At 64.5% G+C, this 21,477-nt stretch carries 19 protein-coding genes; 4 read left to right on the top strand and 15 right to left on the bottom strand.

Going from position 1 to position 21,477, the window contains the following annotated elements; all coding sequences use genetic code 11:
* The first annotated feature begins 76 nt into the window (after window positions 1-76).
* Together HF684_RS07980 and HF684_RS07975 are read left to right on the top strand one after the other, a co-directional pair.
* Window positions 77-409 (top strand): MGMT family protein, encoded by a 333-nt coding sequence (locus HF684_RS07980; RefSeq protein WP_169252067.1) that lies wholly within the window; start codon window positions 77-79, stop codon window positions 407-409.
* A gap of 36 nt (window positions 410-445) precedes the next feature.
* On the top strand, window positions 446-1,081 hold the full coding sequence (locus tag HF684_RS07975; protein WP_169252066.1) for a class I SAM-dependent methyltransferase: 636 nt from the start codon (window positions 446-448) through the stop codon (window positions 1,079-1,081).
* A 79-nt stretch (window positions 1,082-1,160) separates the two neighbouring features.
* On the opposite strand, the gene HF684_RS07970 is transcribed toward HF684_RS07975, so the two are convergent.
* From HF684_RS07970 to dapE, 6 genes are all read right to left on the bottom strand, one after another.
* The gene (locus tag HF684_RS07970; RefSeq protein WP_169252065.1) at window positions 1,161-1,331 is read right to left on the bottom strand and encodes a DUF3117 domain-containing protein; all 171 of its coding nucleotides are present in this window, start codon (window positions 1,329-1,331) and stop codon (window positions 1,161-1,163) included.
* A gap of 150 nt (window positions 1,332-1,481) precedes the next feature.
* A complete protein-coding gene (locus HF684_RS07965) occupies window positions 1,482-2,717 on the bottom strand; it encodes a hypothetical protein (RefSeq protein WP_169252064.1) in 1,236 nt (411 codons plus the stop codon).
* A complete protein-coding gene (locus HF684_RS07960) occupies window positions 2,714-3,010 on the bottom strand; it encodes a DivIVA domain-containing protein (RefSeq protein ID WP_169252063.1) in 297 nt (98 codons plus the stop codon). The genes HF684_RS07965 and HF684_RS07960 overlap by 4 nt, the downstream gene beginning before the upstream one ends.
* 35 nt (window positions 3,011-3,045) lie before the next feature.
* Complete coding sequence (folP, locus tag HF684_RS07955; RefSeq protein WP_169252062.1) at window positions 3,046-3,867, bottom strand: dihydropteroate synthase; 822 nt, start codon at window positions 3,865-3,867, stop codon at window positions 3,046-3,048.
* A 74-nt stretch (window positions 3,868-3,941) separates the two neighbouring features.
* Window positions 3,942-4,769, bottom strand: a complete 828-nt coding sequence (locus HF684_RS07950) for a TIGR00730 family Rossman fold protein (protein WP_169252061.1) — start codon at window positions 4,767-4,769, stop codon at window positions 3,942-3,944.
* Between the two features lie 5 nt (window positions 4,770-4,774).
* On the bottom strand, window positions 4,775-5,941 hold the full coding sequence (gene dapE / locus HF684_RS07945; protein WP_169252060.1) for a succinyl-diaminopimelate desuccinylase: 1,167 nt from the start codon (window positions 5,939-5,941) through the stop codon (window positions 4,775-4,777).
* A 41-nt stretch (window positions 5,942-5,982) separates the two neighbouring features.
* Between dapE and dapD the strand changes: the two genes are divergently transcribed.
* Complete coding sequence (gene dapD, locus HF684_RS07940; RefSeq protein ID WP_169252059.1) at window positions 5,983-6,927, top strand: 2,3,4,5-tetrahydropyridine-2,6-dicarboxylate N-succinyltransferase; 945 nt, start codon at window positions 5,983-5,985, stop codon at window positions 6,925-6,927.
* A 570-nt stretch (window positions 6,928-7,497) separates the two neighbouring features.
* Here dapD and HF684_RS07935 read toward each other — a convergent pair.
* From HF684_RS07935 to fdxA, 3 genes are all read right to left on the bottom strand, one after another.
* Window positions 7,498-8,781: a citrate synthase gene (locus HF684_RS07935; protein WP_101544913.1), complete on the bottom strand. Its 1,284-nt coding sequence runs from the start codon at window positions 8,779-8,781 to the stop codon at window positions 7,498-7,500.
* A 234-nt stretch (window positions 8,782-9,015) separates the two neighbouring features.
* A complete protein-coding gene (dapC, locus tag HF684_RS07930; RefSeq protein ID WP_169252058.1) occupies window positions 9,016-10,137 on the bottom strand; it encodes a succinyldiaminopimelate transaminase in 1,122 nt (373 codons plus the stop codon).
* 3 nt (window positions 10,138-10,140) lie between these two features.
* On the bottom strand, window positions 10,141-10,467 hold the full coding sequence (gene fdxA, locus HF684_RS07925; RefSeq protein WP_025776980.1) for a ferredoxin: 327 nt from the start codon (window positions 10,465-10,467) through the stop codon (window positions 10,141-10,143).
* Window positions 10,468-10,657: 190 nt separating this feature from the next.
* On the opposite strand from fdxA, the gene HF684_RS07920 reads away from it, so the two are divergent.
* Window positions 10,658-11,743: a GNAT family N-acetyltransferase gene (locus tag HF684_RS07920; RefSeq protein WP_169252057.1), complete on the top strand. Its 1,086-nt coding sequence runs from the start codon at window positions 10,658-10,660 to the stop codon at window positions 11,741-11,743.
* 33 nt (window positions 11,744-11,776) lie between these two features.
* On the opposite strand, the gene HF684_RS07915 is transcribed toward HF684_RS07920, so the two are convergent.
* From HF684_RS07915 to HF684_RS07890, 6 genes are all read right to left on the bottom strand, one after another.
* Complete coding sequence (locus tag HF684_RS07915) at window positions 11,777-13,537, bottom strand: VanW family protein (protein ID WP_248279171.1); 1,761 nt, start codon at window positions 13,535-13,537, stop codon at window positions 11,777-11,779.
* Window positions 13,538-13,585: 48 nt separating this feature from the next.
* Window positions 13,586-14,908 carry a PIG-L family deacetylase gene (locus tag HF684_RS07910; protein WP_169252056.1) on the bottom strand — a complete coding sequence of 441 codons (1,323 nt, stop codon included), beginning with the start codon at window positions 14,906-14,908 and terminating at the stop codon, window positions 13,586-13,588.
* Between the two features lie 52 nt (window positions 14,909-14,960).
* On the bottom strand, window positions 14,961-16,871 hold the full coding sequence (typA, locus tag HF684_RS07905) for a translational GTPase TypA (protein WP_169252055.1): 1,911 nt from the start codon (window positions 16,869-16,871) through the stop codon (window positions 14,961-14,963).
* Window positions 16,872-16,977: 106 nt separating this feature from the next.
* Window positions 16,978-18,900 (bottom strand): ABC transporter ATP-binding protein, encoded by a 1,923-nt coding sequence (locus HF684_RS07900; RefSeq protein ID WP_169252054.1) that lies wholly within the window; start codon window positions 18,898-18,900, stop codon window positions 16,978-16,980.
* A complete protein-coding gene (locus tag HF684_RS07895) occupies window positions 18,900-19,931 on the bottom strand; it encodes an ABC transporter permease (RefSeq protein ID WP_101553887.1) in 1,032 nt (343 codons plus the stop codon). Before HF684_RS07895 ends, HF684_RS07900 begins: the two co-directional genes overlap by 1 nt.
* Window positions 19,928-21,472 (bottom strand): ABC transporter permease, encoded by a 1,545-nt coding sequence (locus HF684_RS07890; RefSeq protein WP_169252053.1) that lies wholly within the window; start codon window positions 21,470-21,472, stop codon window positions 19,928-19,930. Before HF684_RS07890 ends, HF684_RS07895 begins: the two co-directional genes overlap by 4 nt.
* Between the last annotated feature and the right edge of the window lie 5 nt (window positions 21,473-21,477).

Here is a 21,477-nt window from a genome sequence, read left to right as displayed (position 1 = left end):
AAGTCTACCGTGGACGGCGGTAGCATCGACTCATGGTCAGCACAGGTTCGACAATCCGATCCCGCCGGGAGGCCCAGTGGACGAGATAGCCGTCGAACGGGTGCTGCGCATCGTCGAACTCGTTCCCGCCGCTCGTGTCGTCGCCTACGGCACGGTCGGTGCCGTCGCCGACTGCTCACCCCGCTACGTCGGTCGGGTGATGCGGGAATTCGGGTCGAACGTCACGTGGTGGCGAGTCGTCAACGCGGCCGGGATCCTGCCGCCGGAGATCTTCGCCCGAGCCCGCATCCACTGGGATGCTGAGGGCACTGCGCACTCACATGCGCGCGTCGAACGCGAAGCGTTCCTCGACGTCGACGAACTCGATCGGCTGTGGCGCACCCACGGAATCGAACCCGAATGCGGTTAGACTTGGGAGAACTCAGCACCAGAAGGGAGGGGCCGGTTGGCACGCGAAAATGCAGGTGATCTCACCTTCTCGGAACAGTTCAACGGTCCCGATCCGCTGCTCGACGCCGCTCGCACCCATTCACATGAGTTCGGGATCGCGCCGGTCTCCCAGACCACGGCGAAGACCCTGACTCTCCTGGCGCGCCTCCTCACTCCGGTCGCAGCTGTCGAAGTCGGCACCGGAGTCGGAACATCGACCCTGTCGCTGCTGCGCGGAATGCCCACCGCCGGGATACTGACGTCGATCGACACGAATTCCACGACCCAGAGCGCCGCGCGGGATCTCGTCGACATGGCCGGGATCAGACCTGGTCGGCTGCGTCTGATGAGCGGCCGCGCCGAAGAGGTGCTCAAGCGACTCGCCCCGTCGGCCTATGACATGGTCTTCATCGACGTGGAGCCGGGCAGCCTGGAGAGGATGATCGAGCCCTCTCTGCGGCTGCTCGACGCTCAGGGGCTGTTGGTCATCCACAAGACTCTGCTCAAGGGCGCCGTCGCCGATCCCGTCGATCGCAGTCCTCGCACTCAGGCTGCCCGCAGCTTGCTCAATCGCATCGCAGAACAGGAAGGCCTCGAACGGGTGCTGCTGCCCATCGGCGAAGGGCTGCTGCTTCTGCAGAAGGCCCGGTGAATTCGACGACAGCAGAGACTTACAGGTAAGTCTCTGCTGTTCGTGAGTCTCCGCTCGGCCGTATGCTGCGGCCGTCGGCTCAGAGCCCCAGTGTCTTGGCGAGGGTGTCGTGGAGTCCGGTGGCTTCGTCTCTGCTGAGTTCGATCACCAGGCGGCCTCCGCCTTCGACTGGAAGCCGCATCACCATGCTTCGGCCTTCTTCGGTCACTTCCAGAGGTCCGTCGCCGGTGCGGGGTTTCTGGGCTGCCATATGGGCTCTTCCTTCCGTTGTCATGCAAAGACGGTTCACACCAGGTGGACCGAATGATGTACTTAAGATTATTCCATGATCCGCGCGTTCCCGGTAACTCTTCGCAACTCTTCCACCCTGCGGGCAGTCACGGCGCAGATCGGCTGACGGTCACGGAGGCAGGTCGGCGGGCGGAGTGAAGTGCCACAGATAGGCGACCCACACGATCTGAAGCAGGATATAGGCGACCAGCAGCACGGCCCGATAGCCTCGTGAGCGTACCAGCGCCAGTGTCAGCGCCAACGGGAACAGCGGCAGCAGCAGACGCAGGGTGGAGGTCTGCGGATTGAAGAAGATGAGCAGGTACAGCCCGTAGCCGAGGCAGAACAGCTGCAGCGTCCGACCCATATGCGCTCCCGCCGGTGAGAAGATCAAGGCGAGCATTCCGGCGACGACGATGACGAGCAGCACCGGACCGAGCGGACCGATGAGGCTGATCGACCGGGCCACCCACTGGACGACGAAGCTGGTCTCGCCGGTGTGCCAAGCCGCCTCGGTGTCGGTATAGGCAGTCAGCGATCCGGTCGCCCACCACGCATGGATCGGGTGGATGAGTGCCGCCGCGCAGGAGGACACGCCCAGCGTCCAGGACCGGACCACCTCGCCGGTCGGATACGGATCGCTGCGGCGGCGAAGGAAGCGGTCGATGAGGTGGAAGAGCATGAAGAACGAGAACGCGACGCCGATCGGCCGCGACAGATCCATGAAGACGACGACCGGGATCGCGGTGAGATAGCGGCGCTCGACGACGAGGAAGAGCGCCGTCGCCTGCAGCAGAAGAGTCAGAGATTCGGCATAGCCGGTGGAGAAGATCGCGGCGGGCGGGAAGAACATGACGAGGGCCAGCCCCATCAGCGCCTGACCGCCATCGACGTACTTGCGGAAGAGGTGGAGGATGACGATCGAAGCCAGCCCCGCGGCGATCGTGGACACGATCGGCGAGATGACCTCGTAGCTCAGCCCCGTGAGGTCCGAGACAGTGGCCACGATCGAGGGATGCAGCGGATAGAACGCCCATTGGTTCTCCGCGACAGATCCGGATTCGTCGACCGGCAGAACGCGAGGATACCCTTCGTCGGCGACACGCCCGTACCAGCCGCCGTCCCAGAAGTTGAGGAAGTCATTGAGCGTCGTCGTCACCGGTGACGATGACCAGTTCGCCGGGTCCTGACGTTTGAGGACCGCGGCGAAGATCGACATGCTCACGACGCGGGAGACGAAGTACACGGAAACCGCCTGCAGCCACACGGGCAGGCTCATGAACAGAGCGCTGAGGCGGCTGCAGCGCGAGGAATCGAAGACTTCGGGGGCGAGGGTGATTCCGGGCAGATCTGCGGGGCGACTCATCGTGGTCCGGCAGCCGTTTCCGGTCCGTCAGAGGCAGCTGCGGATTCGAGTTCGATCAGGCGTGCGCGTAGCATCGCCATGGCCTCGTCGACGTCGTCCATCCGGTAGCCGCGCAGGGCGGGCCGGAACCGCACCGATTCCAGGTCCTCGCCGGTGAACTCCGCAGGCAGCCCGGTCCAGCGCTCTTCGGCCTCGTCGATGGTTTCGGAAGAGAAGACGTTGAAGGTCGCTGCGACGACGAATACGAGGACGAAGACCGCGGCAGCGACACCGATGACAATCCACAGAGGCATGCCCCCATTTTCGCATAGGCGCCTGCGCGGAATGCTCAGCGCAGGCCGCGCACGGTGTGTTTCGGTGCCGCTTCACCGGTGATTGCCACGGTCACGTCGATCGCGTCGGCAGTGGCTCTCACGTCGTGTGTGCGGATCAGCGCCGCTCCCTTCTCGATGGCCAGCGCGGTTGCGGCGATCGTCCCGTACAGTCGATCCTGTGGACCGACCTCGCCGATGGACTCTCCCACGAAATCCTTCCGTGAGATCGCCAGCAGCACCGGGTAGCCCGTGGCGGTGAACCGTTCGAGTTCGCGCAGCAGCCGCAGCGAATGGTACGTGTTCTTCCCGAAGTCCGGAGTGGGGTCGATGATGATCCGGTCTTCACGCACCCCTGCTGCACGGGCCGCCTCGGCGAGCTCGATGACGCCGGAGACGGTGGAGTCGACGACGTCACCGGCCTGCAGACCATAGCGGTTGCGGTGGGCGTCGGTGCGCGGATCCAAACCGCCTGTGTGGGAGCAGACGATGCCGACGTCATTCCGGGCGGCCACCTCGGCGAGCTTCGGGTCGACCCCTGCCCAGGTGTCATTGAGCAGTCCCGCGCCGGCCCTGCAGGCCGCGTCGGCCACCTCATGGCGCCAGGTGTCGACGCTGATGAGCACGTGCGGGTGGGACCCAGCGACGGCTTCGATGGTCGCGCACACGCGGTCGATCTCCTCGGCCACGGAGATCTCCCGACCGCGGCCGGCGCGCACACCTCCGATATCGACGATCTGGGCACCGGCGGAGGCGGCGGCCCCCACCGCAGCGATCGCCTCGTCGAGGGTGGCGGCAGATTCGTAGAAGGAATCGGTTGTGCGGTTGATCACGGCCATGATAGCCGGGGTTCCGGGCCGGGCCCGGGCCAGCTCGAATCGTTCGGCCTCCGGCTGGCCGGCGGCGTCACCCCTCACGGTCGGCCGTTCGCAGATGACGACACCGCGGAGTCCGTGCCGTGTCCCGGTCCGATCGCGGCAACGACTTCGTCGATGTCGTCGGTGAGGGTGAACATGTTCAGATCCGCTTCGCTGATCGTCCCCGCGGCCAGAAGGGTGTTCTGCATCCAACCGACGAGCCCGCGCCAGTAGTCAGTGCCGACGAGCACGATCGGGAATGACGTGATCTTGCCGGTCTGGACCATGGTGAGGGCTTCGAACAGCTCGTCGAGTGTGCCCAGGCCGCCGGGCATGACGACGAATCCGCGCGAGTACTTGAGGAACATGGTCTTGCGGACGAAGAAGTAGCGGAAGTTCACGCCGAGTTCGACGTGCTCGTTGAGCCCGGTTTCGAAGGGCAGCTCGATGCCCAGCCCGATGGACACTCCCCCGCCCTCACAGGCACCGCGGTTACCGGCTTCCATGATTCCGGGTCCCCCGCCGGTGATGATCGCGTTGCCGTTCTCCGCAATGCGGCGAGCGATCTCTCGGGTGTCCGCATACGCCCGGGTGCCGGCTTTCAGACGGGCGGACCCGAAAATCGACACGGCCGGGCCGATCTCGGCCAGCGAGCCGAATCCTTCGACGAACTCGGCTTGGATGCGCATGACGCGCCACGGGTCCTCATGCACCCAGTCGGTGCCGGACTTCGATTCGAGGAGGCGCTGGTCCGTCGTCGTCTCCGGCACCTGGTCACCGCTCAGCCGCAGTGGGCCCTTGCTGTAGTAACCCGGGTCGCCGGTAGGGTCGTCCGTCGAATCGCCTGCCGGGTCGCCGGTCGAATCGTCTGTCGATCTGGTCATCTCATTCACCGGCCCTGAAGGTAGCTGCGCAGAGTTGCGGTGGCCTGGTCCACCTCGGTGACTTTCACATGCTCATCCGACTTATGGGCGTACAGAGGGTTGCCAGGACCGAAATTCACCGCCGGAACTCCCAGTGCGCTGAATCGGGACACATCGGTCCAGCCGAGCTTCGGGGCCGGGGACAGTCCGAGCGTATCGATGAAGTCCTGGGCGATGGCCCTGTCGAGCCCGGGACGCGCACCCTCGGCGGCATCGGTGACGACGACGTCGAATCCGGTGAAGAACTCGCGTAGGAAGGACTCTGCCTCGGCGGCGGATTTGCTCGGAGCGAAGCGGTAGTTCACGGACACGACGCATTCGTCGGGCACGACATTGCCGGCGACTCCCCCGCGGATGTTCACAGCGGACAGGGATTCGCGGTAGTCGAGGCCGTCGACCGTGACGGTGTCGGTCTCGAATTCGGCGAGCCTGGTGAGCACCTCGGCGGCGGAGTGGATGGCGTTGACGCCCATGAATGCACGTGCCGAGTGGGCGCGGACTCCGGTGGTGGTGACGTCGACGCGGATGGTTCCGTTGCAGCCGCCTTCGACGGAGGCGTTCGAAGGTTCGCCGAGGATCGCGAAGTCACCGGTGAGCCAATCGGGTTGATTGCGGGAGACGCGGCCGAGCCCGTTGAGTGAGGCATCGACCTCTTCGTGGTCGTAGAAGACCCAGCTGACGTCGCGATTCGGTGCGGTCAGCGCGGCCGCCGTGGCCAGCTGCATCGCCACTCCGGCCTTCATGTCGCAGGCGCCCCGACCCCAGATGACCTCATCAGCGGGGTAGTTCTCTCCGGTCATATGGGTGCGCACAGGCGGAAGATTGTCTTCGACGGGAACGGTGTCGAGGTGGCCGGCGACGACGATGCGCTCGGCCAGGCCGAGGTTCGTGCGCGCGATGATGGTGTCTCCGTCGCGGAGGATCTCCAGATCCGGGCCCGGCCCTGCGCTGATCCTCTCCAGCACGTCGACGACGGCATCGGCGAGGACGGTTTCGTTCCCCGACACGGATTCGACGGCGCACAGACGACCGGTGAGTTCGGCCGGGTCACCCAGTGCGGCGAACAGGTATTCACCGAAGTCTCCGGTGGGCGCGAATATGGCATCAGTCTCAGCAGATGGATCGACAGTCATGTCTCTTAGCCTAGTACGGCGCCACCGTCTAGGCTTGAGACATGACAGAACGCATTGTTTCCGCACGCGGACTCGCCACGATCCATTCCGACACCGTCCTCTCCGTCTGGTACCCCGCCTTGAGCACCGGTGATACCCACGACACCGCCGAGGCGGCCGCCACCGCCCGCGCCGCCGACGACGGACTCGACGCGCTCGTGGGCGCCGATGAGGCCCGCGGCACCCGGTCAGAAGTCGTCACCACCACAATCGATCTCGACGCCGGTCCCGCCTCGGCGGCCGATGCCTACCTGCGTCTGCACGCACTGTCCCACCGCGTCGTGACCCCCAACGACGTCAACCTCGACGGCATCTTCGGTCATATCGCCAATGTCGTGTGGACCTCCTTCGGCGCCTGCTCGCCCGAGGGCTTCGAGGCCACTCGCGCCAAACTGCTTGCCCGCGGTCCCGTCGCCGTATACGGACTCGACAAGTTCCCGCGGATGACGGACTTCGTCATCCCCTCCGGTGTGCGCATCGCCGATGCCGACCGTGTCCGTCTCGGCGCCCATCTTGCTCCCGGCACCACCGTCATGCACGAAGGCTTCGTGAACTTCAACGCCGGCACCCTCGGTTCGGCCATGGTCGAGGGCCGCATCTCGCAGGGCGTCGTCGTCGGCGACGGATCGGACATCGGCGGCGGAGCTTCGATCATGGGCACGCTCTCCGGCGGCGGCACTCACCGCATCTCCATCGGCTCGGGCAGCCTCCTCGGAGCGAATGCCGGAGTCGGCATCTCCATCGGCGATGACTGCATCGTCGAAGCCGGTCTCTACATCACTGCAGGCACCCGCGTGACGGTCCCCGGCGAAGGCGATGCCGTGGTCAAGGCCGCCGAGCTCAGCGGGAAGAACAACATCCTCTTCCGACGCAATTCGGTCACCGGCGCCGTTGAGGCGATCGCCCGCGACTCCAAGGGCATCGAGCTCAACCCCGACCTGCACTGAGTCACACGCCGCACTGCAGCAGAGGGCGCGTTCACATCATGTGGACGCGCCCTCAGCGCATTCACTCCTCGCCGAGGCCAGGCATCCCACATGCTTCGCAGCGAGTCACCCTGCTGGCGGCAAATCTCCTCGCGAGTGCCATAACGCCCCGTTCCTACAGGGGGTTGCGGAACGAAAGGTGATGGATGCTCAAGCAGCTGTATGAACAGTCGCCAGCGGTGAGAGTTGCTGCCGGCGGCAGAAGCAGCGTGCCTTCGACGGTTCTTCGCCACGACGCCTGACATCCGCCACCCGTACTGGCATACCACCGTGTTCCTGCAGGGGGTTGTGGCACGGAGGATGATGGATACGTCAGTACCTGTAGGACAAGCCTCCTGCGACGCGAAGTGGCACTACCGGTGCGGGATGGGGAAAGAGCGGCTGTACGAGACCGAGCCATGAATGCGCAACGGCGTCGGACAGATGATTCTGCTCCGACGCCATTGCGTGGGCTCGACGACACATGCGCCGAGGTGGGACTCAGTCGTCCGTTGTCACGTCGCTGACGTGCGGCCGGCTGATCCCCGGGACTCAGCGTTCGCTGATGTCCTTGTAGTTCCGGTTGTATTCGCCCGTGTAGATCTGGCGGGGACGGCCGATCTTCGTCTCGGGGTCCTTGATCATCTCGCGCCACTGAGCGATCCAGCCGGGCAGACGACCGACCGAGAACAGCACAGTGAACATATTCGTCGGGAATCCGAGGGCCTTGTAGATGAGACCCGTGTAGAAGTCGACGTTCGGGTAGAGCTTGCGCTCGACGAAGTAGTCGTCGGCCAGCGCGATCTCTTCGAGCTGCTGAGCCAGCTCGAGCAGCGGGTCGCCGCCGGAACGGGCGAGAACCTCGTCGGCCGTCTTCTTGATGATCTTCGCGCGCGGATCGTAGTTCTTGTACACGCGGTGACCGAAGCCCATGAGACGAACGCCGTCTTCCTTGTTCTTCACGCGCTCCATGAACTTCTTCGGTCCGTCATCGGAAGCCGCGATCTGCTCGAGCATCTCGAGCACAGCGGAGTTCGCGCCGCCGTGCAGCGGTCCGGCCAAGGCGTTGACTCCGGCCGAGATCGACTGGAACACGTTGGCCTGCGATGAGCCGACGAGACGAACCGTCGAGGTCGAGCAGTTCTGCTCGTGATCGGCGTGGAGGATGAACAGCTGATCCATGGCCTTGACTGCCAGCGGATCCGGTTCGTATTCCTCAGCGGGAACGCCGAAGTTCACGCGCAGGAAGTTCTCCACCAGGCTCAGCGAGTTGTCCGGGTGGATGACCGGCAGCCCCATGTTCTTCCGATGCGCAAGAGCTGCGATGGTCGGCATCTTCGCGAGCAGACGGAATGACGACGTGTCGATCTGGTCTTCGTCAAAGACATCGAGGTCATCTTGGTAGAACGTCGACAAAGCCGCGACGGCAGCTGCAACCATAGGCATCGGATGAGCGTCGTACGGGAACGCACGGAAGAAGCGTCGCAGGTCCTCGTGGACGATGGTGTGTCCGCGCAGGCGAGCGTCGAAGGCGTCGTACTGTTCCTGAGTCGGCAGCTCACCATAGATGAGGAGGTAGCAGACTTCGACGAAGTTCGACTGTTCCGCGAGCTGTTCGATCGGGTACCCGCGGTACTGCAGCTCACCGTTGTCACCATCGATGTAGGTGATGGACGACGAGGTGGTTGCAGTGTTGGCAAACCCTGGATCGTATGTGACCGCGCCGGTCTCTTTGAGCAGAGAACCGATACGGTATCCGTTGTTGCCCGCTGTTGCTGACACCTCGGGCAGTGTCAGCTCCGTATCAGCGATCCTGAGGTTCGCCTCCGAAGTCATTCGATCTCCTCACCGTTGACCGACCCCAAGAACTTCCTGAGGTGTTTTGCACAGTTCTTTCAAAGACTACCGACAACTGCGGGAATCAGAAAATCACTGCACGCTTCATATACTGGTCGGTAATACGTCTGACCAGGGAAAATAACAGTTTTTTGGCCTGCATGAAGTCTTAGCGGGAACTTAGCGGACGCTCGGAAACCGGTGGTTTCCGAGCACCCTGCCCCACCCCCGCCATCATTTCGAGGCGGCCCGAAGACGCTCGGCCGCGGCCCGGATCCGTTCGTCGGTGGCGGTCAGCGCAATTCGCACATGGTCGGCAGCCGCGGCTCCGTAGAACTCTCCGGGACCTGCGACGATGCCGAGTTCGGCGAGGTCAGCCAGGGACCTCCAGCAGTTCTTGTCTGCTGTCGACCACAGGTAGAGACCCGCGGTCGAATGATCGATGCGGAATCCGAACTCCTCGAGCCCGGTTCGCAGCTGCTCGCGCCGCGCCCGGTAGGTCTCTTTCTGCGCCAGCACGTGTTCCGTGTCGCGCAGCCCGGCGACCATGGCCTCCTGGATCGGGAAGGGCACGATCATGCCTGCGTGTTTGCGCGAGCGGGTGAGATCCGAGATGAGCTCGGCATCGCCGGCGACGAACGCCGCTCGGTAGCCGGCGAGGTTCGACTGCTTCGACATCGAGTACACACTCAGCACGCCGGCGTTCGACTCCCCCGCGGCCTTGAGCACACTCGGCGCCGGCTCATCGGATTCCCAGTTGAGCAGTCCGTAGCATTCGTCCGACGCCACGACGACTCCGGCGGCGCGAGCACGGCGAACCACCTCGGCGAGGGTGCCGACGTCGAGGACCTCTCCCGTCGGATTGCTCGGGGTGTTGATCCACAGCAGACCGACGCCGTCCAACGAGGCTCCGTCGACGACCTGGGCGGCATCGATGCGGCGGCATTCCACCCCGGCAATGGTCGCCCCCATCTCATAGGTCGGGTACGCGGCGGAGGGGCAGGCGACGGTCAGCCCGCGTTCGCGCAGCCCCAACAGAGTGGGCAGCCAGGCGACGAGCTCTTTCGAGCCGACGGTCGGCAGGATTTCGGCAGCGGGGTCGAGGCTGACCGAATGCCAGTTCTCGTACCACCGAGCGATGGCTTCACGCAGCTGCGCCGTTCCGGCGGTCGTCGGGTAGCCGTGGGCATCCCCTGCCTCCGACAGGGCGCGACGGATCACCTCAGGGGTGGGGTCGACGGGCGTACCGATGGAGAGGTCGCAGACTCCGTCGGGATGCTCGGCGGCCCGGTTGCGGTATTCCGTGAGTCGGTCCCAGGGGTAGTCCGGGAGGTTGAGTCCGAATGCGTTCGTCATCGGTCAGTCGTCGTGGTTCTGGGGAGGCAGGGCGGAGATGATCGGGTGGTCCTTGCCGGTGTTGCCGAGCTTCGCGGCGCCGCCGGGCGAACCGAGGTCGTCGAAGAATTCGACGTTGGCCTTGTAGTACTCTTCCCATTCATCGGGCACATCGTCTTCGTAGAAGATGGCTTCGACGGGGCACACGGGTTCGCAGGCACCGCAGTCGACGCATTCGTCGGGGTGGATGTACAGGCTGCGTTCGCCCTCGTAGATGCAGTCGACGGGACATTCGTCGATGCAGGCCTTGTCCTTGAGGTCGACACAGGGCTGGGCAATGATGTACGTCACTGGGCTGACTCCTCGAAAGACTCACAGATGGTGCGCATGTACCTCCCACAATACGCCTCCGCGGGATTCCCGTGCTCACCGGTCCCAGGTGATTCGCATTGCATCTGACATCGCCGCTCCCGCCTGCGCCCGACCGCGGCGTGCGTGTCATAGGGTGGGAGGGCATCAATTTCGCGGAGGAAGGCCAGACGTGGACGATCTGCAGCCCGGCAGACGAGTGGTCGTGCGGTATTCGCTCGACCCCGGTGACACCCATTCGACGTCCGACGCCCTCGGCGTCGTCACAGCCGTCGACGAGGAGGGGCTCGAGATCGATACCAAGCGCGGTCCCCTGCGCATCGCTCGTGCCCAGATCCTCCTCGTCCACGAGGTGCCCCCGGCTCCGACCAAAGCCGGACGCACCCACGAGATCGTCTCCGCCGTGGATCTGCGGCGCATCTCCGCGGCCGCTTGGCTCCCCCGCGATGTGTCCTGGCTGCACGTGGAGAATCTGCGCAACGAAGGCACCGAGGCGGCCGCCGAGGTCAGCCTGCTGCAGAAGGGCTGGCTGCTGCGCCATTCGGAGTCCGCGACCCGCCGAGCCAATTCGTGTCTGCCCATTTCCGACACCGGTCTCGGGTGGGAGCAGGGGCTCGACGCAGTCGAGGAGTGGTATCGGACCCGAGGCGAGCCCGGTCGCGTCCAGATCTATTCCGCCGATGATTCCACCGCGCTTGCTCCAGAATGCGAGGGGCTCGCTCCCCTGCTCTCGGCCCGCGGCTACACCCCCTCAGAGGCCACCCTGCTGCTCACCGGCGCCACGAGCGAGGCAGCCGGCGGCGTGTCTTCCCCCGCCGAGGCGGCCGCTGCCGGTCTGCTCATCGACGTGAACGATGCACCGTCCTCCGAGCACTTCGCGGCGTGGACGTCGCAGCGCAGCCCCGGAGAGGAACCGGGTTCGGCTGAGGCGTTCAAGACACTCATCGAAGCCGATCAGCCGTGTGAGTTCGTCACCGCCTATGCCGAGCATCCCGACGGCTCCCGATCGATGGTAGCGGCATGCAGAGTGGTCGAGCGCAGCAAATGGGGAGTCATCACCAACCTCATCACCCGTCCCGATCTGCGACGTCGCGGTGCCGGGCGTTCGGTGGCCGCAGCTGCGGCGGCGCTGCTCGCTCAGCGCGGGGTTCGGTCCTACCTCGTCGACATCGAGTCGAGCAATGAGGCATCGTTGAACCTCTTCGCCTCTCTCGGCGCGACTGTCCGCCATCGGTCCTGGTACGCCGAAGCCCGCTGACCGGTCAGCCGGCCGGAATCCTGCTGCGAGGGCTCAGCCCTTGCATTCGACCTTGTTCACCGGCCGGTAGACCGTGGTGAATCCGTCCTTCGTGGTCTGACCCGAACTGATGCCCTTCATGGTCCGGGTGATCCGGATCGACCAGCCGCCCTTGGGCGACTGCGGGGTGCACGACGGTCCGCTTTCGGTGATCGAACCCGGTGAGGTGTGGTTGAACCGATCCGAGGCGCTGGCCGACACATCGTACTTCTTGACGCCGAAGACCTTCGCATGGACCTCTCCGTCCTTGAGGTACATATCGAGAACGACCGGGGTCTTCGAGTTGTTCGTGAACTTCATATCGATCGAGGACCAGTCGAGGGTCGACTCGCGGCCCTCCGGATAACGGGAGATATAGCGCGAATGCGCTTGGTGTTCGTCGAGGTCGAAACCGGCGAAGAACGCGGCATTGAACAGTGTCGTCGACACCTGTGAGACTCCGCCGCCGTAGTCTTTCTTCATCTGACCTTCGGAGATCACGCCGGCAGGTTTGTAGCCGTTCGCCGCTGTGCGCTGGCCCAGAGCTTCGTTGAGGGAGAACTGCTCGCCGGGCTGGAGCACGGTGCCGGAGACCTTCTTCGAGGCCACACGCAGATTGGTATCGCGGTTGGGCTCGGAGTTGTAGCCGGTGGAGAAGTGAGACACGGTGTCGGAGACATCGGCCTTCTTCGCATCCTTCGTCGTGAAATCGGGTTTGACGGAGGCCAGGGTGACGCTCGGTTTGTCGTCCTTGCCGTTGATGGCATCGGTGACAGCGCCGGTCAGCTCCTTGGCCTTGATGCCGATGCCATCGCGGGAAGGCACGACCTCGGGCTTGCCGTCCTTGATCTCGAAACTCGCGTCCTCGGCCGGTCGCCCGATGTCCTTGTTCGCGGCCAGCACGGACTTCTGCAGAGCCTCCTGATCGAAGACGGGCGTGAGCTTCGAGTCCTCGGCTTTGAAGGTCAGAGTCTTCGCAATGGTCTTCGGGGACACGGTGAGGTCACCGCCCTTGACCTCGGAGTCCGCATCCTTCCCAGGCTTCGCCGTGATCGTGAGGTCCTTGCTCACTGCGTCTTTCGCGAACCCGTCGGCCATGTCTTCGGCTTCTGCCGTGGTGATATCGGGTTCGACGCTCGTCGGGCTGACCGGCAGAGCATCCTCGGTGCGCAGCCAATGTTCGTCGACGGCGCTGCGCACGGCGGCGGTGTCGACGGTCTGGCCGTTCTTGCCGTCCGTGACCTTCGGGGTGGTCTTGTCGAACTCGAGTTCGGCGTCTTGCGGTTCGGCGGCCAGTGATTCGGTGACCTTCGCCGTTGCCTTGTCGAACTTCTTCTCGTCCACCTTGATGACAGGGTCGACGTCGTCATCACCGAAGAGCCGGTGCCAGATGACGGTGGGATCGAGGCTGAAGCCGGTGACGCGATCGACGGTGGCTCCGGCGTCGAAGGAGATTCCGGCCTTCTCCGGGTCGAGCTCCGCGGTCGGCTCGCCGGCCTTTAAGACGATTCCCTTCTCTGCGTCGTCGCGCAGATCATTGCGCAGGGTGTTCTCGGCCTCCGTCGCGGACTTGCCGCCGATGTCGATTCCGGCCACGGTCGTGCCCGGTGCCAGCACACGTCCGCTGAAGAAGCCGATCACCACGTAGATGGCGGCGAGCACGAGAACGGTCAGGAGAATGAAGGGCCAGATCTTCTTCTTCCGGGCGTCGCTGCGGGACGGGTCGGGCCCGCCTGCGTTCGAGGTTCCATCGGACAAGGTGTTGGTCGGCATCATTCTCCCGAGGGTGTCGATATCGACTGTGTCGGTGCGGTTCGGACGAGTCTAGCGAGTGCGACCGCGCCCGCGCACGCTGATGAAGGAGAAGACAGCGGCCAGGACCATCGGTCCGAGCAGCCACACAACGGAACGCAGCAGACCGGTGACGATCATATCGGCGCCGGGCAGCCACTTCGGCTGGCCGAAGACGAAGGACAGCACGGCGATGATCACGGCGGCCAGAAGCATCGGGGCGCTGCTGCGGTACATCGTCTTCAGATGCCACAGGCTCGCCGCGGCCAGGGCCAGCGCCAACGCGAGTCCCCACGGCACGATGATCGGGGTGTCGCCGAAATTGACGACAGTGACGTTGAGGTGCTGCATGGTGCCGAGGAAGGCGATGAGCAGTCCGAGCACGGCAGCGTGGAGGTAGGCGAAGATTCCGGGCTTCCGCGGCTCGCGACGACGTCGGGCAGGCGCGGCCGCTGCCGCGTTCTCCTGGTTGTCGACCGCTGCGATGTCGAGTCCGGCGAGCACGTGCGGGGCCGGTCCGGCGGTCAGCATCTCGGACGGGATCGGAGTGCCTGCCCCGATGGAGAAAAATTCGCGATCGCCGATCCTCTGACCGACACCGTTCGACAGGGCGAAGAAGCCGCCGGACACGCTCACCTGGGTGCGATGAGCCTCGAGTGCCGCCCGTTTGGCCGGCAGCACCGAGGCGACGTCCTGGTCGACGACGATCTGACCGACCGGTGGTTTGGCCGGGATCGTCTCGGCGGCAGCGAACCCGGTGTCGGCGAACCCGTCCTGGTTGGGGTCGAACGATCGGCGGGCCACCTCGGTGGGGGTGTCGACGTACAGGAGCCGACCGGTCCGCCATTCGGCGAAGTCGAATGCCGCAGTCGTGGCCTCGTGCACCCGCACGTGGTCGGGGTGACCATAGCCCCCGTTGGCGGCATAGGTGATGATCGCATGCGGTTCGAAGGCATCGATGACGGCAGCGATATGCCGGGCCACGGTCGTGATGTCAGCTGCGCACAGAGCATCGTCGGTCATCGATGACGCCGGTCGGGCATGACCGTCCGGTCCCCATTCCATGCCCGAATCCTCGAAGGTGCGCGTGGTCCCGCCGAGGAAGGTGTGCATGCGCACGCCGAGGGCACGCATCGCTTCGGCGATCTCCTGCTCCCGGGCCCGGGCGAGACCGGCCCGGTCGCCCTCGAGCTGCTTCAGCTCTGCGGGGATGACCTCGCCGCCCTCACCGCGGGTGGCGGTGAGCACCATGACCTCGGCACCCTCGGAGACCAATGCGGCGATCGTGCCGCCCGTCGTGATCGTCTCATCGTCGGGATGAGCGTGCACGAGGAGGACGCGTGGCGTAACAGTCATTGGTTCCTGGGTGCTCGAGGTCATTCGGTGCTGCCGGATCAAGGATTCCGGCTCAGGCGTTCTGGCGGCGCATCTTCGCGTAGAGCTTGGCGCGTTCCTTCTGATCGAGTTCGACCTTGCGGATGCGGATGGCACCCGGGGTGACCTCGACGCACTCGTCCTCACGAGCGAACTCGAGGCTCTCCTCGAGGGTCAGCTTGCGCGGCGGAGTGAGGTTCTCGAAGCTGTCAGCCGATGCCGAACGCATGTTCGTCAGCTTCTTCTCCTTCGTGATGTTGACGTCCATGTCGTCGGCGCGGGAGTTCTCGCCCACGATCTGGCCCTCATAGACCTCGGAGGTCGGTTCGACGAAGAAGGTGCCGCGGTCCTGCAGGTTGATCATCGCGTACGGGGTCACCGTTCCGGCGCGGTCGGCCACGAGAGAGCCGTTGATGCGGAACTCGATATTGCCGGCCCACGGTCCGTATCCGGCCGAGATCGTGTTCGCGATTCCGGTGCCGCGGGTCTCGGTGAGGAACCGAGTGCGGAAGCCGATGAGGCCGCGGGCGGGAACCTTGAACTCCATCCGCACCCAGCCGGTGCCGTGGTTCGTCATCGTCGACATGACGCCCTTGCGTGCAGCCAGCAGCTGAGTCACAGCGCCGAGGTAGTCCTCCGGCACGTCGACCGTGAGCTCTTCGAAGGGCTCGTGGACCTTGCCGTCGACCTGCTTGGTCACGACCTGAGGTTTGCCGACCGTGAGTTCGAATCCTTCACGGCGCATCTGCTCGACGAGGATGGCCAGAGCCAGCTCACCGCGACCTTGGACCTCCCAGGCGTCAGGGCGTTCGGTCGGGACGACCTTGAGTGAGACGTTGCCGACGAGCTCCTGGTCGAGGCGGTCCTTGACCATGCGGGCGGTGACCTTCGTGTTCTTCTCACGGCCGGCCAGCGGGGAGGTGTTGATGCCCACAGTCATCGAGATCGCCGGATCGTCGATGACGATCGCCGGCATCGGCTTCGGATTGTTGATGTCGGTGAGCGTGTCACCGATCATGATGTCGGGAATGCCGGCCACCGCGACGATGTCACCGGCCGAAGCCTCCGTGGCGGGCACTCGGTCGAGGCCCTGGGTCTCGAGCAGTTCGGTGATCTTCACCGAGCTGATCTCGTCACCGCGTGCCCAGGCGACCTGCTGGCCCTTCTTCAGCGTGCCGCCGAAGATGCGCAGCAGCGCCAGACGACCGAGGAACGGCGAGGCGTCGAGGTTCGTGACGTGTGCCTGGAGAATGCCGTCGGAGTTGATCTCCGGTGCCGGGATCGTCTCGAGGATCGTCTTGAACAGCGGTTCGAGGTCGGGGTTGTCCGGGACCGCTCCATCGGCGGGCTGTTCGAGGGAGGCGGCACCTGCCTTCGCGGCGGCGAAGACGACAGGAACGTCGAGAACGGAGTCGACATCGAGGTCGGGGACTTCGTCGGCGAGGTCGGAGGCCAGTCCCAGGAGCAGATCCTGGGCTTCCTCGACGACTCCGTCGATGCGGGCATCGGCACGGTCGGTCTTGTTGATCACGAGGATGACGGGCAGCTTCGCGGCCAGCGTCTTGCGCAGGACGAAACGGGTCTGCGGCAGCGGACCCTCCGATGCGTCGACGAGGAGGACGACGCCGTCGACCATGGACAGCCCGCGTTCGACCTCTCCGCCGAAGTCGGCGTGGCCCGGGGTGTCGATGACATTGATGACAATGGGGTCCTCGCCGGCCGAGGGACCGTTGTAGAGGACGGAGGTGTTCTTCGCGAGAATGGTGATGCCCTTCTCACGTTCGAGGTCGCCTGAATCCATGACGCGTTCGGCGAAGTCGCCGTGTTCGCTGAACACACCGGTCTGCCGGAGCATGGCATCGACCAGCGTGGTCTTGCCGTGGTCGACGTGTGCGACGATTGCTACGTTTCGGCGGTTGTCCCGTCGTGTGATGGCTTCAGTCATCAAGAACCTTTTTGAGATAGAGAGATCGGTCCAGCCCGGACCCAAAAGACAATTGTACGGCCACCCGCACGCTCTCGCGTGCAGGTGGCCGTCAGCCGGGGCGAACTCAGGCGTTCATCGTGGCCTCGAGGACCGCGTCGCGGGCCTCGCGGCGCTTGCGCTGCTCCGTCGGATCCGGAACCGGAACCGCCGACAGCAGACGCTGTGTGTACGGGTGGACGGGGTTCGCCACGACCTGCGAGGACTTGCCGATCTCGACGAGGTAGCCGTGGCGCATCACCGCGATGCGCTCGGCGATGCGTTCGACCACGGCCAGGTCGTGGCTGATGAACAGACACGCGAAGCCGTATTCCTTCTGCAGACCTTCGAACAGGTCGAGGACCTTCGCCTGCACGGACACGTCGAGCGCCGACGTCGGCTCATCGGCGATGAGCAGCTTCGGTCGCAGAGTCAGAGCACGGGCGATGCCGATGCGCTGGCGCTGACCGCCGGAGAGCTCATGCGGATAGCGGTTGCGCATCGAGGTCGGCAGTTCGACTGCGGTCAGCAGCCCCTCGACCCGCTTGCTCAGCTCCGGGCCCTTCAACCCCTCATGGAGATAGAGCGGCTCACCGATCGACTCCCCGACCGGCAGTCGCGGATTGAGCGAGGAGCCGGGATCCTGGAATACGATTCCGACTTCCTTGCGCAGAGGCCTCATCTGCTTATTGCTCAGGCCTTTGATGCTCGTGCCGTTGACGACCATATCGCCTTCGACCGTGGGCAGCAGCCCCAGAGCCGCGCGCCCGATCGTGGTCTTGCCCGAACCGGACTCTCCCACCAGGCCCACGACTTCGCCCGGGGCGATCATGAGGTTGATGTGGTGAGCGGCACGGAAGGCCTTCTTCCGACCGATCGCGGGATACTCGATCGCGGCGTCACGCAGCTGCAGTGCCGAAGGCTTCGAGAAGTCCGCCTGCGAACCGGGATGGTAATACGTGTCCGTGGAGTCCATCTCGATGTCGGGGCGATCCGGTTCGGTCGCCTGGGCACGCGCCTCGGCCACGGCCATATCGGCAGCCCCGGCCTCGGAGAGACCATCTCCGCCCGCGCCGGCCTCCGGCCGCCCCACCGGGTCATCCGCGTGCGAGACCTGGTCGGAGCTGATATCGGACAGAGAGGCTCTGACATCGCCGACGCTGCCGCCGAATACTTCGCCTTCGGTACCCGCGCCGAGGTGGGGCACAGCCTCGAGGAGCTGCTTCGTATACGGATGCTGCGGATGATAGAAGATCTCCTCCGCGGTGCCCGACTCGACCACCTTGCCGGCGCGCATGACGATGATGCGGTCGGCCATATCAGCGACCACGCCCATATCGTGCGTGATGAGGATGATCCCGGCATCGAGCTTCGACTTCAGCTCACGCATGAGCTTGAGGATCTCGGCCTGCACCGTGACGTCGAGCGCCGTGGTCGGCTCATCGGCGATGAGCAGCTTCGGCTGACAGGCCAGAGCCTGCGCGATCATGATGCGCTGACGCTGACCGCCGGAGAGCTGGTGCGGGAACGAATGGAACCGGTCTTCGGGATCCGGGATCTCGACGAGCCGCATGAGCTCGAGGGCTCGTTCCTTGGCTTCCTTGGGTCCGATCTCGAGGTGGACGCGCAGCGTCTCCACGATCTGGTACCCGGCGGTGTAGACCGGGTTGAGCGCCGTCATCGGCTCCTGGAAGATCACGGAGATGTCGTTGCCGCGCACGGCCTGCATCCTCTCCGGCGGCATCCCGATGAGCTCACGTCCGTTGAGCTTCGCTGAGCCGGTCGCGCGGCCGTTGCTCGGCAGGAGGCCGAGCAGGGACATGCTCGACTGCGACTTGCCCGAACCGGACTCGCCGACGATCGCGAGCACTTCACCGGCGTTGACGGTGTAGTCGAGGTGCTCGGCGGCCATCCACCATTCGTCGCTGACCCAGAACTGGACTCCGAGGTCATTGACCTCAAGGATCGGGGAGCCCTTCTTCGGTTGGGTATCTGCTGTCTTCCCGGCCATCACTTCGCCTCCTTCTGTGCCATGCGCTCGGCCTTCTTCATCTTTCTCCAGCTCGGGATCGTCTTCATCCGCGGGTCGAACGCGTCGCGCAGACCGTCGCCGATGAAGTTCACGCACAGAGCGATGACGATGATGAACAGGCCGGGCCACCAGAACAGCCACGGGCGTGTGGCGAAGGAGGTCTGGTATTCGCTGATGAGCTGACCGAGCGAGATGCCGGGCGGTTTGATGCCGAAGCCGAGGTAGCTCAGGGAGGCTTCGAGGACGATCGCCTGGCTCATGATCAGTGTCGTGTTGACGATGATGACGCCCATGGCATTGGGCAGCATGTGCTTGAACATGATTCGGAAGTCGCTGGCCCCGGCCACACGGGCCGAGTCGACGAATTCGCGTTCGCGCAGGGACATGAAGTCACCGCGGACGAGTCGCGCGAGGCCGACCCAGAGGATGCAGCCCAGCGCCACACCGAGCAGAGGGCCGTTCGCTCCGCCGACGAGCACACCGAGGATCGAGCCGACCACGATGACCGGCAGGATGACGAAGCCGTCGGTGATGCGCATGAGCACCGAATCGACCCAACCGCGGTAGTAACCGGCGACCGCGCCGACAACTGTGCCGATGATCAGGCACACGATGCCGATGATGAACATGACGACCAGGGAGATCTGCGTTCCCTTCATCACCCTGGCGAAGTTGTCACGACCGATCTCATCCTGTCCGAACGGATGGTCGCCGAGCGAGAAGAAGTTCGCCAATGACCACGTGGGGGCACCCCCGGGGTTGACCACGGGCCCGGAGGCCGTATGGCTGAACTTCCACCAGCCCGGCACAGCACCGAAGCCCTGTGCGCTGAAGGCGAAGATCGCCACCAGCACGAGGACGACGATCGAGATCATCGCGCCTTTGTGGCGAAGGAACTTGCGCAGGACGATCTTGCCCTGGGAGAGACCTTCGGTCTCCTTCGACTCGATCGCATTGTCCCCGACTTCGTCGAGGGCGAGAGCGTTCTGTTTGTCGTTGTTGGTACTCATGCGTTCACTCGGATTCTCGGGTCGAGGACGGCGTAGAGGAAGTCCGCGACCAGGTTGGCGATGATGGCGAGCAGACCGGTGATGAGGATGTAGGCCATGACCGGATCAAGCTCCGCGTTGTGCAGCGAGTCGATGAAGAGCTTGCCCATGCCGTTCCAGCCGAAGATCGTCTCCGTGATGACGGCACCGCCGATCATCGTGATGATGTCGACAGGGATGACCGAGGCCAGCGGCAGCAGCGCATTGCGCAGAGCGTGGCGCATGATCACCGTACGTTCGTTAAGACCTTTGGCGCGTGCCGTGCGGATGTAGTCCTGTCCCATGACCTCGAGCATCGAACCGCGGGTGTAGCGGGTGTAGGAGGCGAAGGAGATGAGGACCAGCGCGATCGACGGGAGCAGCAGGTGAGTGAACGAGTCGAGGTTCGTGATCCAGAAGTCTCCGTCGATGTTCGGCGCCGACGCGCCGATCGTCGCGATCGGACGATTGTTGATGGCCGGGTCGTCGGAATACTCCTGCCAGCCCTGAAACACTTTGTCGGCGAAGATGAGCACGGCCACGATGATGGCGGTGAAGCTCGTTGTGCGTGCGGTGTCCCAGGGATCCGGACCGCGGAACGCCAGACCGATGCCGATCGCGACGGCGATCGCCACGATGAAGAGCCCGAACATCCACAGCCAGTTCATGTCGACGTAGTAGAAGAGGTTCATCAGCGGCCAGTACAGGAGCGCTCCGACGACGACTGTGGTCAGCGAGGCGTAGAGCACCCGGCGGTTCTTCAGCCCCGTCGACAGATACGTCATGACGATGGCTGCGCCGGCTCCGATGACGATCACACCGAGGAGGCCGATCGACGGGTGCTGCATCCAGCCGCTGGCGAGGATGTAGTAGATGGTGGCGAAGGTGATGAGGGCTGCGGCGAGGAAGGTGATGATGCGACGCTTCGCGCTGCCGCCGAGCGCACCCATCCAGAACAGTCCCATGGCCACACAGCCGATGATGATCGGCCACCAGGATTCCAGGGTCGGATCGTTGATGAAGTTGTTGATGTCGATCGCCCCGTACTGCTTGAGCAGCACCGCCACCCAGAAGACGGGCAGCGAGTAGAGGAGGAACGAGACGAAGGTGATGAAGTAGTCGAAGCCCGAGTACTGGCGGATCGCCGAGATCATGCCCACGGCGATGCCGAGGATGATGGCCACGATCGTCGAGGCGGTGATGAGCTTGATCGTGTTGATGATCGCACCCTGGAGCTGGTCGGTGACCTCCTGGCCCGACTTCCAGGCGATGCCGAAGTCACATTGGCCGATGGCGCAGCCGCCGACGCCGGCCAGCCACTTGAAGTAGCGGACGATCGCGGGGGTGTCGAGGTCGAGGAGCCTGCGACGCGACTCGTAGAGGGCCTCGATGTTCGGTGAGGTGCTCGCACGCAGGTCCCAGAAGAAGTCGAGGGCGACGTTGAGGAGCAGGTAGAGGACGAAGGTGACGACGAGGAGCACGAGTGCCGTCGACAGCAATCGTCGGAGGATGAATCTGATCATAATGG

Source organism: Brevibacterium sp. 'Marine' (assembly GCF_012844365.1).
Classification (GTDB): domain Bacteria; phylum Actinomycetota; class Actinomycetes; order Actinomycetales; family Brevibacteriaceae; genus Brevibacterium.
This window is presented reverse-complemented; position numbering and strand designations above follow the sequence as displayed.